We start from the raw sequence: 12,526 nt of genomic DNA, 5'->3' as shown, positions 1-12,526 counted from the left end.
TCCGGTCTCAGCGCGGGACCGGGGCCGGCCTGCGGCGGGCGCGCAGCAGCGAAGAGGTGTAGATCGCCAGCGCTGTCCAGATCAGGGCGAAGGCCAGCAGCTTGACCGGCTGCAGCGGCTCGCGGAAGACCAGAACCGCGATCAGGAAGATCATGCTCGGCGCGATATACTGCATGATGCCGATGGTCGAGAGCTTCAGAAGCTTTGCTGCATTCGCATAGATCATCAGCGGAATGGCGGTCGCCGCGCCGCAGCCGATCAGAAGCAGCGCATCGGGGAGCGAACCGAGGAAATGGCCGTTGCCGGTCGCCTCCAGCCAGATGATGTAGACCGCAGCCGGCAGGCTCATGATCAGCGCCTCGAGGGTGAAGCCCGGATTGCCGCCGATCGGCACGATCTTGTGCAGGAAAGCATACATGCCGAAGGAAAACGGCAGGAGCAGCGCGACCACCGGCAGACCACCAGCTTCGACCGCCAGCATCACGACCGCGATCGTCGCCAGCGCGATGGCGACAAGCTGCGTGCGCGAAAGCCGCTCGCGCAGAATCACCGCCGCAAGCGCGATAGAGAACAGCGGATTGATGAAATAGCCGAGCGCCGCATCCACCGTGTGGGCGTTGCCGACGGCCCAGATATAGGTGCCCCAGTTGAGGCAGATGAAGGCGCTGCAGAGCGCGACGACGGCAAGTATCCTCGGCTTGCGGCAGGCCGCAACGATTTCGCCGCCCTGCCCCGCATAACCGACCACGACGCCGGCAAAGGGCACCGACCAGATGATGCGGTGGGCGAGCACCTCCAGGGGCGGCAGATGCGCCACCAGCTTGAGGTAGAGCGGCAGGAAGCCCCACATCATGAAGACGACGAGCGCCAGGACGAAGCCCTTGGGCGTATCGCCGTCGGCAACCGTCTTCACCGGCGCGGTTACGGTCGTGTCACTCTCGCTCGTCATGGCGCTTTTCCATCCGTTGTCGAGATGCAGATATCGGCAGTTGAGACCGCGCGCCACCCGTTTCTGGTGAAGCACTCATCAACAACGGTGATGGAAATCGCCCTGTCGCGCCTCACTCCGCCGCGACCCGGCCGGCAAGCGCGCGGTTCTTCATCAGCTTGAAGGTGATGGAATCCATCAGCGCCTGGAACGAGGCATCGATAATGTTCTCCGAAACGCCGACCGTCCACCAGCGCACGCCGTCATCATCGATGCTTTCGATCAGCACGCGGGTGATCGCCTCCGTGCCGCCGTTGAGGATACGCACCTTGTAGTCGGCAAGCTTGAGATCGGCGATCTCGGTCTGGAACTTGCCGAGATCCTTGCGGAAGGCCTTGTCGAGCGCATTGACCGGGCCGTCGCCTTCCGAAACCGACATGACGGTTCGACCGTCGATCTCCAGCTTGACCACCGCCTCCGACACGGTCTTGATCCGGCCGTGGCTGTCATAGCGACGCTCGACCATGACGCGGAAACTGTCGACGTGGAAGAAATGCGGCACGCTGCCGAGCTCGCGCAACGCCAGAAGCTCGAAGCTCGCATCCGCGCCCTCATAGGCATAGCCCATGGATTCGCGTTCCTTGACGATCGCAATCAGCTTGTCGAGGCGCGGGTCGTTCTTGGCAACGGTGATGCCGCGGCGCTTCAGCTCGTTGATGAAGTTCGACTTGCCGCCCTGGTCGGAGACCATCACCTTGCGCGTATTGCCGACCTTTTCCGGATCGACATGCTCATAGGTGCGCGGGTCCTTCAACAGCGCGGAGGCATGAATGCCGGCCTTGGTGGCAAAGGCAGAGGCGCCGACATAGGGAAGCTGCGGATCCGGCGCGCGGTTCAGCAACTCGTCGAAGCCGTGGGAAAGCGCGGTCAGCTCGGCAAGCTGCTCTTCGTCAAGGCCCAGCACATAGCGTTCGGCGTAGCGCTCCTTCAGCGAAAGCGTTGCCGCCAGCGTGATGATATTGGCATTGCCGCAGCGCTCGCCGATACCGTTCAGCGTGCCCTGCACCTGGCGCACCCCGGCGCGCACGGCGGAAAGCGAATTGGCGACCGCCTGGCCCGTGTCGTTATGCGCATGGATGCCGAGTGAAGCGCCCGGAATGCCGCTTGCGATCACATCGGCGATGATTTCCGCGATCTCGTCGGGCTGCGTGCCGCCATTGGTGTCGCACAGCACCACCCAGCGCGCGCCCGCATCATAGGCGGCCCTGGCGCAGGCCAGCGCGTAAGCGCGGTTCGCCTTGTAGCCGTCGAAGAAGTGTTCGCAATCAACCATCGCCTCCTTGCCCGAATGAGCGACGGCCGCCACGCTTTCGGCAATGCAGGCAAGGTTCTCGTCATTGGAGATGCCGAGTGCCACGTCCACATGATAGTCCCAGCTCTTCGCCACCAGACAGACAGCGTCGCCTTCCGCGGCGATCAGCGCGGCAAGTCCCGGATCGTTGGAAGCGGAGACGCCGGCGCGCTTGGTCATGCCGAAGGCGGTCATCTTCGCGGTTTTCGTGCGCCGCGCGGCGAAGAAGGCCGTGTCCGTCGGGTTCGCGCCCGGATAGCCGCCCTCAACATAGTCGATGCCGGCCTGATCCAGCATGTCGGCAATGGCGATCTTGTCCTCCACGGAGAAGTCGATGCCCGGCGTCTGCTGGCCGTCGCGCAATGTGGTGTCGAACAGATAGATGCGCTCGCGCTTTTCCATGTCGTGGGTCTCCATCCCATTTGATCGGCCGTTTTCGGCCTTGTTATCCGGCGTCCGTATCATCCTCGGGCGGCCATTTTTCGGTGTCGTGGTCGGGGTGCTGAAAGGAAACGATGTCGCTGCCTTCAACGAGCTGCGCCCGGGCGGGCTTGTCGAACAGGCGATCGATCCAGGGCAACCGGTCTTCGTGATTTACCTGGATCTGCGGTTCGAAATGCTCCGGCTTGTCAAAGGCGCCGATGGCAAGCTCGATTCCGCCGGGATGCTGATAGGTCAGCGGCGTGCCGCAATGCTCGCAGAAGCCCCGCAGGATCTTCGCCGATGAACGGAACAGCTTGGGCTTGCCGCGCGTCCAGGTCAGATGCGCGATATCGGCGGAGACCAACGGCCCGAAGAAATTGCCGAAAGCCTTCTGGCACATGCGGCAATGACAGATGGACGGGCGGCCGAGATGGCTTGCGCGAAACCGGACCGCGCCGCACTGACAGCCGCCGGAATAGGCAACAGAGCTGCTCATGGCTTGGACTCCTTCGGCCATGTTTCGGTGTCGTGATCGGGATGCTGATGATTGCTTGCGGCAATCGCGTCATTGCCGCCCGGCAGATCGGAACGGTCGGTCAGCTTTTCCCGAAGACCGGAGAGCGCGTGGAAGAACGGCACCCGCCCCTCGACGCCATCCTGGGAAACCGGCGGAAGGGCGGAGGGATCATCCAGGCTGCCGAGCGTGATGGCGATATGATCATCCCCCACGGACTCAAAGAAGAGCGGCGTGCCGCAGGCCGCGCAAAAACCGCGCCGGACCTGATCGGAAGAGTGAAACCAGCTCGGTTGGCCGCGCGTGATACTGAAGCGCGCATGATCCGCGCCGGCAAGCGCCATGAAATAGTTCCCAGACGCCTTCTGGCACATGCGACAATGGCAGATATGCGGATAGGAAAGCGCGCCTTCGACGCGATAGCGCACCGCTCCGCACTGACAGCCACCGGAGAAGCTGGGTTCCGTCATGGCGCATTCCTCCCGATGGTTCTGAGAATATGGGTGCAAACGGCGTCGATATCGCGCAGCACATCGTCGTTCCAGAAGCGGAGCACGGTCCAGCCGAGCGCGGCGAGGCGCGTGGTGCGCTCTGCGTCTTCAGTGCGCCTTTCACCATGCTGCGAGCCATCGACTTCGATGATCAGTTTGTGATTGGGGCAGGCGAAATCGGCAATGTAGCGATCAATCGGCATCTGGCGGCGAAACTGCAGCCCCTCCAACCGTCCCGCGCGTAGCTCGTTCCAGAGCTTCAGCTCTGCCTCGGTCATGTCGCTGCGCATGCGCCTCGCGTTGGAGCGCAAACGTCGTGAGACGCTGTAATGCGGCATAGAATGCCCCCCTCTGTCGCTTCGCGACATCTCCCCCTCAAGGGGGGAGATTGAGGGAGTCTTGCGGCGATACCAAGCAAAATATGCACGCGAAGAAACAGGCTGCGCTGCAAACCATGGCGAAGGCTCGATGACTGCAGACCAGAGCCTTGCGACGGAGGAAGAGACATCGAATAACCGCTTTGTCTCACCGCATCCATCCGATCTCCCCCCTTGAGGGGGAGATGTCGCGAACGCGACAGAGGGGGGTAACGGGCGTTTGCCGCCTGCTCCGAATTTGCCGAGAGGGTTCACCCCCCTCTGCCCCTGTCGGGGCATCTCCCCCTCAAGGGGGGAGATTGTTTGGAGCGATCCGGCGCACAAGGTGCTCACCGCTTGACCTCCCAGGTGGTCTCGCGCTCGCCGGTTTCCTTGTTCTTTGAATCCCTTAGCTGGATGCCCTGAGACGCCAGTTCATCGCGGATGCGATCGGCCTCGGACCAGTTTTTTTCGCGGATGAAGGTGAGCCGCAGGGTGATCTTGGCGTCTATTTCATTCTCATCAAGCCGTGAGAGTTTGCCTATTGCATTTTCGATCAGCCCCTCGAAACCGAGAAGTTGAAGCGAAACAAGCAAAGGCATTCTGTTTGGCCTGGTGTCTTTTAGACGGGGTAACCATTTTAGGTTGCCGGTGAGAAGGCTGATTGCAGCGTAGACGTCTAAGTCGTTCTCTAGGTGCTCAACAACTCTATCCGGAATCTGGGTTTGGTCTATATCGGCAAGACTAGCAATCATGCCATCCTTTATCACTGAGCTAACAGCCACTTTCCAGTTGGCGATTATATTCTCCGCCTCCTCCAATCGCTTCACCGAAAAATCGATCGGCTCGCGATAATGCGTCATCAGCATCGCCAGGCGCAGCACCTCGCCCGGCCATTTACGGCCGCCGAAATTTTCCGTTTCCAGCAGTTCGTGGATGGTGAAGAAGTTGCCGTCGGACTTCGACATCTTCCGGCCTTCGACCTGCACGAAGCCGTTATGCATCCAGACATTGGCCATGACGTGGTTGCCGTGGGCCGAGCAGGATTGCGCGATCTCGTTTTCGTGGTGGGGGAAGATCAGGTCGAGGCCCCCGCCGTGAATGTCGAACGTCTCGCCGAGATGCTTCTCCGACATCACCGAGCATTCGATATGCCAGCCGGGGCGGCCGTTGATGGTTTCGGTCTTCCCCTCAAAGGTAAAACGCCCGTCCCAGCCGGGCTCGTCGGCCGCACTTTCCTTCCACAGCACGAAATCCGCCGGGCTCTTCTTGTGGCTTTCGACGGCGATGCGGGCGCCGGCCTGCTGGTCTTCCAGATTGCGCCGTGACAAGCGCCCATAGTCGGACATGGACGGCACGTCGAACAGCACTTCCCTGCCCTCGGCGCCCTGCGCGACATAGGCGTTGCCCTTGTCGATGAGCGTCTGGATCATCGCCACCATGCCGTCGATATGCTCGGTCGCGCGCGGCTCCACGGTCGGTTCCAGCACGCCGAGGGCCGCAACATCCTTGTGGAACTGATCGGCGGTCTTTTCGGTCACGCGGCGGATCGCCTCGTTCAGCGGCAGGTCCGGGTAGTCCCGCTTTGCCCGGGCGTTGATCTTGTCATCGACGTCGGTGATGTTGCGGACATAGGTGACGTGGTCTTCGCCATAGAGATGGCGCAGCAGGCGGAAGAGGACGTCGAAGACGATCACCGGCCGCGCATTGCCGATATGGGCAAAGTCATAGACCGTCGGCCCGCACACATACATGCGCACATTGTCGGGATCGATCGGCCGGAATTCGGCCTTCTCGCGCGTCAGTGTGTTGTAGAGCTTCAGGGCGTCGCCCATGTCCAGTCTCCCGAAATCAGTCTTGATGCACGCACAGGCCAGCGGCCCGGCCGGGTCGTCTGTCAGAGATTGGATTTCAGGACAAGAACGGCCGGCCAGCGAAACGCTAGCGAATAATCGTGCAGATAATGCAAAGGGCCGTGTTCATGACCGAACTTATGCCCATTCGGCTTTGAAGCGTCAAGTCCCGGACAACGATTCGGAGAAAAAGCCCAAACAAGGCATCCACAATTCAAAAGAAGAAAATTTTCGATAGAAAATATATAATTCAAATAAAAAATGCAATTTTATTAGTATAAAATTATATAAACCCGTAATTATAATTATAATTTACTTGTACATCTTCGATACCGTGGATTTTATTTTGTTCCATGGGGCTCTACACATGAAAAGGATATGCAACATTATCGCCGCACTGTTCGGCTCGGCATTTCCCGCCATTGCCGCAGACATCTCAACCCCGCCGACAGTTTCAACGCCACTCCCGCTACCCGACAGCTATCGCGTGGTTCGGGATCATCTCCCGATCAATGCCTGGCTGGGCGGCGCGATCTTAGGCGCAAACTACCAGTTCGGTGGCAGTTTTCTCGTGGGCCTCGAAGGCGAGCTTGATTGTCTTGCCGGGCTGACACGGAATGAATTGAAGCGGTGATCGCCAACAAGGTCGAGACAGCCCCCGGCCAATTGATCAGGGCCTTCTCAGGAAAGGCGATATGTTCCGCCTATCGAAGCGCGTGAAACCGCCAATCATTCTGCGAGAGGACAAGGCCACCTTCAACGCACTGCAACAGCAGTGCGGCGACTGCTGGAGCATCAGGCGAGAAAGCGGTTGAGGGTATTTCGACAACCCGATGCGCCAGAACGACGATCTAGTCGCCGATGATCACCGTCATGTTCTTCAGTCCGACGGACTGAGCTAGCTCGAAGAGTAAGGCCGCATTGTCCGGGTGAAGACGCACGCAACCATGCGAGGCGCGAGAGCCGAGACGCGAGAGCTGATCGGTGCCGTGAACGGCATAACCATGATAGAAGAAGATGGCATACGGCATCGGCGCATTGTTGTATTTGCGTGAGCGATGGTTCTTCGAGAGCCATTCGGCGCCGTAGATGCCCTCGGGCGTCGCATAACTGCCCGCCCCTGTCGAAACCGGCCATACATAGCGCTCGTAACCGCCGATGATGACCTTCATCGTTTGTGAGCTGAGGCTAACGGCGGCGACCACCTTGCCGGGTTCGAAGATATCACCCCCGGACTTGCGCGCCGCATCGGCAAAGGACACCGATGCCAGCAATGCGAAAAAAGCAACGAGAACGGCACGCATGTTTTCCCCCGGATACACAATAGCCCCTGAAGTCGAGAATAAGTGCACCCGGAGAAGCGATCAACGCGTTACTGCAAACAGGGTAAACAATTCAAACCAAATAGCAGAGTTACTCGGCATGGACTACAGTCGCTTCAGTCGAACGCATCGCGATCCGACTATTAGAGCCCATGCACCGCGCCTGCCGAAAACTGATTCCGGCTTTCAGAAAGACACGCTAGGGCGCGAGCGTCGCGGCCACGAGGTCGACGACCTTCACAGCCTCGATGGTCATGGCCACCTGCTGTTCGGGCTTGTCGTCCCAGGCGCTCGGCGGAAAGAACGGGCCGGCGGGCTTTTGCAGCGTCAGGCCATCGGCGATGCCGCCGCAGACGACGCGCACCGACCCTGCCCGCAGACCGAAAAGCTCCGGCGCGACGACATAGACACAGGCGCAGCTGTCATGGACGACCATGCCGTCATCCACCTGCTGGCTGTAGAAATCAATATAGGGATCGGAGATCTTGGCAAGAAGCTCGACCGCGGGCCCGCCGCGCAACGCGAGATCCTTCATCATCGTGCGGGTCATGACCGTCTGGATCGTGACGTCGAGACCGATGATCACGACATTCCACGGCGCGGTGAAAACCGCATCGGCCGCTTCCGGGTCACCGTGGATATTGGCTTCGGCTGCCGGCGTAACGTTACCGTTGCGCTCGAAGGCGCCGCCCATGACGACGACCTGCTTCACAAGCCCGGCAATCTCCGGATCGCGGGCGAGCGCCAGCGCCAGATTGGTCATGCGACCGACGGCGACGATCTCCACCTCGCCCGGATTTTCGCGCACGGTGTCGATGATGAACTGATAGGCAGGGCGCGGGTCAAGCGGCACGTCATCAATGGTTTCGGGCATCTCGATATCACCGAGACCGTTGACGCCATGCACGACCACCGGCCAGGGCGCCATCGGGCGGGCCGGATCATAGGTCTCGTCGGCGCCGCGCGCGACCGGCGCGGAAATGCCGAATTCCCGCTTCAGGAACTGCGCGTTGCGGGTTGTGGTGTCGGCGGATGCATTGCCGAAAACCGAGGTGATGCCGAGAAGCTCGATATCGGGGTGACGCTCGAGGAACAGCAATGCCATGGCATCATCAATGCCCGGGTCCGTGTCGAAAATAACCTTGTGCATGAAAACGAATCCTGCTTCTTGAAAGATCGTAAACCGGCTGAAGCGCCGCCCACAAATGACCTACACGATCCCGGCGCAAAAGGAAACGATGACCGCCCCGGTCATGACCGTGCACGCCCTCTCATGGAGTTCGACCCGATTGTTCGATGCCAGTCTCGACCTGCTGCTCATCTTGTTTTCGGCAGCCTTCATCGCCGGCTTCGTCGATTCAATCGCGGGCGGCGCAGGCCTGATCATCATTCCGGTGATGCTGATCGCCGGCATCCCGCCGCTCGAAACGCTCGGCACGAACAAGCTGCAGGGCATTTTCGGGGCCGCATCGGCGACAATTTCCTATGCGCGCGGCGGTCGCGTGGACCCGAGGACACAATGGCCCATGGCGCTACTCGCTTTTGGCGGCGGCGCGCTCGGCGCGGTCCTGGCCACCATCATCTCGGGAGACGTCCTGCTGGCGGTTCTGCCCTTTCTGCTCGCCGGCATCGGGCTCTATTTCGCCCTGCGCAGCGGGCTGGATGACACCGACCGCCACCAGCGCCTCGCCGTGCCCGTCTTCGCCGGTCTGGTGGTCCCGGCAATCGGCTTTTATGACGGGCTTTTCGGACCGGGCACCGGGTCCTTCTTCATGCTCGCCTTCGTCACGCTCGGCGGACTTGGCATGCTGAAGGCGACGGCGCGCACCAAGATGCTCAATCTCTCGTCCAATCTCGGCGCCTTCGTCGTCTTTCTTGCCGGCGGCGCCATTTTGTGGAAGATCGGCCTGATCATGGGCGTCGGCCAGTTTCTCGGCGCACAGACGGGATCAAGACTGGCGATGAAGCGCGGCGCGAAGATCATCCGGCCGCTTCTGGCGGTCTCGAGCCTGGCCATGGCGGCCAAGGTCTTTCTCGACGAGCAGAACCCGGTCTATCAGTGGCTCATGATGTAGGCTTCATCGTCATCGGCAGGCCCGCCGCCATGAAGATTACCGTGTCGGCTGCCGCCGCGACCTTCTGGTTCAAGAGCCCGGCTTCGTCGCGGAATTTTCTGGCGAGCGCGTTGTCGGGCACGATGCCGAGACCGACCTCGTTTGCGACGAGGAAAAGCGGATAGGGACAGTCAGCAATAAAAGCGGCAAGCCTGTCGCCCGCTTCGCCAACATCCCGGTCGCCGAGCATGAGATTGGTGACCCACAAGGTCAGACAGTCGACCAGCACCACCGGTCTCTCTTGCCGGACAAGGCCTTCAAGGCAGGCGACGAGTTCTACCGGCACCTCATGCGTCCGCCAGCCATGACCGCGCGCAGCCTGATGATGGGCAATACGCGCCGTCATTTCGGCATCGAGGGCCTGTGCTGTCGCGACATAATGGAGATTGCCGTCCGCTTCACGCGCCAGCTTCTCGGCATGTGCGGACTTGCCCGAACGCGCGCCGCCCAGGATCAGGCAGGTCTTCTGTGCTAGCGTGCGCAAAGATGGACCCTGATCACCTGTTGGACATGAAGACGCCGGAAAAGGTCCCGAAATGAAAGCGGACGATTCGTAGAACAAAGAGGCGTCCGCGCTGTTGATCATCCCGGATGCGCGCTGCCGGAGATCATCTCCGGCAAGCCGCAAATCCTGTCCCGGCGCCCCTCACATATAGCGTCCCGAAGACGCATTCACAAGGAGCGGCCTGACCGGATATCAAAGAGCCCCTGCAACCCTCTCCGCAACATCATCGGCAAGCCAGGCCTTCCAGACATCGGGATAGGTCGACAGAAAATGGCGGGCCCCGGCCTCGTTGCCAGCGTCGTTGGCGCTCATCCAGGCAAGCACCTCGCTCACGGTTCCGTTGCTCCAGGAGCGATTGTTGAAATAGTCCATAAGCTCGGGATATTCGGTCACGAACTCGCCGTCGACCAGCGTGTAGACGGCGGAAACGGGATAGGCATTGAGCTTGGGGTCGGCGCAATCGGCGACGATCGTGCAACTGTCCCATTCCTGCTTGCTGAATTCGACCCCGAAGCTGAGCTTGACCATATCATATTCGCCGAGAAGCGCAGTCGGCGCCCAATAGTAGCCGAGCCAACCCTGTTGATCGGCAAAGGCGCGCGCAACCGACGCATCGAGCGCTGAGCCCGATTGGGCCTCGACCAGGTCAAACCCCTTGTCAGCCGCCCCCAGCGCGCGGAACAGGTTTTCGGTCGACACCCGGCAGGCCCAGCCCTCGGGACAGCTAAACACGGCAGGCCTTTCGCCACCCTCCGCAGCGATGAAGAGTTCGGGATGGCTGAGCGCCTGCTGCACGGTCGTGACCTCGGGATGCGCATCGACAATGAATTTCGGAATCCACCAGCCCTGAACACCGCCTTCGTTGAGAAGCGGGGCGGCAAAAGCGATACGCTTGTCGGCGACAGCCTCGTCAAGCGCCGGTGTCGCGCTCTCGAACCAGAACTCGGGAATGATATCAGGCTCGCCCGTGGCGATGATGGCGTCCATGGTGCTGTCGGTATCGCCGGAAACCATGCTCACCGAGCAGCCGAAGCCTTTTTCCAGAATAAGCCGGTCAACCCATGCGGCCAGCCCCGCCGAGGTCCAGTTGAGCTCGGCGATTGACACAGTCGAGCAGCTTTCCCGAGCGTTCGCGCCCTCGGCAAAGAGCGCGGCGCCCAAAAGCATTGAGGCGGCGGCGATATGTGCGTTCATGACCGTTCGTCCATCCCCTCCCCGAGCGCTTCCGTAATCCATCAGGTCAGCCCGTTCGTCGGAAACGTGTCGGATTCGATATTTGTCAAAAATAGTGCCGGAGCGTTGAAATGACAAACACCGGCTTTGGCTTTTTTTGTGGCAGAGCTGTGCGAGAATGCGCCGACGCTAACCAAGCAGTAAGGTTCTGCCGTTAGAAACAGGACAGCGGACGGTTGCGCGGCGACAAAGCCCCGATCTTCTAGAGTATTTGCGTGCTCGGGGTGCCGTTTAGGGTATTGCGTATGCAGCCGCCGCGCGTGGGCGCGCCGCCCTTCCGGCAGGCGTCAGGAAACGATGGTCAGCCGCTCGGCGGCGCGCGTGATCGCGGTATAGAGCCAGCGCTCGCGCGTATCCCTGAAGGCCCAGCTCTCGTCAAACAGCACGACATTGTTCCACTGCGAGCCCTGCGCCTTGTGGACCGTCAGCGCATAGCCATAGTCGAAATCGTCATAGCGTTTCTTGGTGGACCACGGGATCTCCGTCTCGCTGTCCTCGAAGGCCGCCTTCAGGAGCTTGATCCTTGCCGCGCCGCGATCGGGGTCGTCCTCTTCCGGGTTGACTAGAAGATTGATGCCCGGCTTCACCGTTTCCTTGGAGGCTGACATCACCTTCCAGAGCGAACCGTTGAGCAGACCCTTGGCCGGGTCGTTGCGCAGACAGACCAGCTTGTCGCCCGATTGCGGATAGACCTGTTCAAACCCCTTCAGTTCGCGCAGGCGCTGATTGTAGCGTCGACGGGTCCGGTTGGTGCCGACGAGAACCTGATCGGCCTCCAGAACCAGTTCCTGCGTCACCTCGCGCCGCGAGATCACCTTCGCCTCGCCATAGTCCCCCAACGGGATCTCGTCGCCCTCGCGCACCCGCATGGCAAGGTCGATGATCGGGTTGTCGCGCGCCTGACGATGGATTTCGGTCAGAAGATAATCGGGCTCGTGATTGGTGAAATAGCCGCCGCCGGAAACCGGCGGCAACTGACCGGGATCGCCAAGCACCAGAACCGGCGTGCCGAAACTGACGAGATCCTGGCCGAGCTTTTCGTCGACCATCGAACACTCGTCGATGATGATCAGCGCCGCCTTGGCGAGGGGGCTCTGCCGGTTGATCGAGAACATCGGCGCGACCGAGGTCTTTCCGGTCTCCTCGTCCTCGATCATTTCCTCGCCCTTGGGACGGTAGATCAGGGAATGGATGGTGCGGGCATTGCTCGCCCCGCGCGACCGCAGCACCTGGGCGGCCTTGCCGGTGAAGGCGGCAAACAGCACCTCCCCGTCGACATGCTCGGCGAAATAGCGCGCGAGCGTGGTCTTGCCGGTTCCGGCAAAGCCGAACAGTCGGAAAACCGGCGACCGGCCTTCCTTCAGCCAGCGCGAAACCGCCTTGAGCGCCTCATCCTGTTGCGGTGAAAACTCCATGGGCGTGACTTGGCAGGATTC

13 protein-coding genes are annotated in these 12,526 nt (G+C 60.8%); 2 read left to right on the top strand and 11 right to left on the bottom strand.

What is annotated here, in order from left to right:
• Positions 1–7: 7 nt before the first annotated feature.
• The 6 genes from rarD to cysS all read right to left on the bottom strand — a co-directional run bounded on the left by rarD (position 8) and on the right by cysS (position 5,898).
• A complete protein-coding gene (rarD, locus tag GGR30_RS08545; RefSeq protein ID WP_183484836.1) occupies positions 8–949 on the bottom strand; it encodes an EamA family transporter RarD in 942 nt (313 codons plus the stop codon).
• A gap of 112 nt (positions 950–1,061) precedes the next feature.
• Entirely contained in the window at positions 1,062–2,681 is a 1,620-nt protein-coding gene (cimA, locus tag GGR30_RS08540; protein ID WP_183484833.1) for a citramalate synthase, read from the bottom strand.
• 43 nt (positions 2,682–2,724) lie between these two features.
• Entirely contained in the window at positions 2,725–3,198 is a 474-nt protein-coding gene (locus tag GGR30_RS08535; protein WP_183484830.1) for a GFA family protein, read from the bottom strand.
• Positions 3,195–3,686 (bottom strand): GFA family protein, encoded by a 492-nt coding sequence (locus tag GGR30_RS08530; RefSeq protein WP_183484827.1) that lies wholly within the window; start codon positions 3,684–3,686, stop codon positions 3,195–3,197. Before GGR30_RS08530 ends, GGR30_RS08535 begins: the two co-directional genes overlap by 4 nt.
• Positions 3,683–4,045, bottom strand: coding sequence for an endonuclease domain-containing protein (locus tag GGR30_RS08525; protein WP_183484824.1), 363 nt, complete (start codon positions 4,043–4,045; stop codon positions 3,683–3,685). The genes GGR30_RS08530 and GGR30_RS08525 overlap by 4 nt, the downstream gene beginning before the upstream one ends.
• Positions 4,046–4,413: 368 nt before the next feature.
• Positions 4,414–5,898, bottom strand: coding sequence for a cysteine--tRNA ligase (gene cysS / locus GGR30_RS08520; RefSeq protein WP_183484821.1), 1,485 nt, complete (start codon positions 5,896–5,898; stop codon positions 4,414–4,416).
• A gap of 334 nt (positions 5,899–6,232) precedes the next feature.
• Between cysS and GGR30_RS08515 the strand changes: the two genes are divergently transcribed.
• Entirely contained in the window at positions 6,233–6,550 is a 318-nt protein-coding gene (locus GGR30_RS08515) for a hypothetical protein (protein WP_183484818.1), read from the top strand.
• A gap of 217 nt (positions 6,551–6,767) precedes the next feature.
• Here GGR30_RS08515 and GGR30_RS08510 read toward each other — a convergent pair whose 3' ends face one another.
• Positions 6,768–7,220, bottom strand: coding sequence for a L,D-transpeptidase (locus GGR30_RS08510; protein ID WP_183484816.1), 453 nt, complete (start codon positions 7,218–7,220; stop codon positions 6,768–6,770).
• Between the two features lie 217 nt (positions 7,221–7,437).
• Positions 7,438–8,388, bottom strand: coding sequence for a nucleoside hydrolase (locus GGR30_RS08505; protein WP_183484813.1), 951 nt, complete (start codon positions 8,386–8,388; stop codon positions 7,438–7,440).
• 55 nt (positions 8,389–8,443) lie between these two features.
• On the opposite strand from GGR30_RS08505, the gene GGR30_RS08500 reads away from it, so the two are divergent.
• On the top strand, positions 8,444–9,313 hold the full coding sequence (locus GGR30_RS08500) for a TSUP family transporter (protein ID WP_425488343.1): 870 nt from the start codon (positions 8,444–8,446) through the stop codon (positions 9,311–9,313).
• Here GGR30_RS08500 and cobU read toward each other — a convergent pair.
• The 3 genes from cobU to GGR30_RS08485 all read right to left on the bottom strand — a co-directional run bounded on the left by cobU (position 9,303) and on the right by GGR30_RS08485 (position 12,505).
• Positions 9,303–9,836, bottom strand: coding sequence for a bifunctional adenosylcobinamide kinase/adenosylcobinamide-phosphate guanylyltransferase (gene cobU / locus GGR30_RS08495; protein WP_246413672.1), 534 nt, complete (start codon positions 9,834–9,836; stop codon positions 9,303–9,305). The genes GGR30_RS08500 and cobU overlap by 11 nt on opposite strands.
• A gap of 213 nt (positions 9,837–10,049) precedes the next feature.
• Positions 10,050–11,051: a glycine betaine ABC transporter substrate-binding protein gene (locus GGR30_RS08490; protein ID WP_183484807.1), complete on the bottom strand. Its 1,002-nt coding sequence runs from the start codon at positions 11,049–11,051 to the stop codon at positions 10,050–10,052.
• Positions 11,052–11,377: 326 nt separating this feature from the next.
• Positions 11,378–12,505 carry an ATP-dependent DNA helicase gene (locus GGR30_RS08485; RefSeq protein WP_183484804.1) on the bottom strand — a complete coding sequence of 376 codons (1,128 nt, stop codon included), beginning with the start codon at positions 12,503–12,505 and terminating at the stop codon, positions 11,378–11,380.
• Positions 12,506–12,526 lie beyond the last annotated feature (21 nt).

The organism is Martelella radicis, assembly GCF_014196625.1.
In the GTDB taxonomy this organism is placed as follows: domain Bacteria; phylum Pseudomonadota; class Alphaproteobacteria; order Rhizobiales; family Rhizobiaceae; genus Martelella; species Martelella radicis.
The sequence above is the reverse complement of the archived record's forward strand: the minus strand, read 5'-3'. Positions and strand labels throughout refer to the sequence as shown.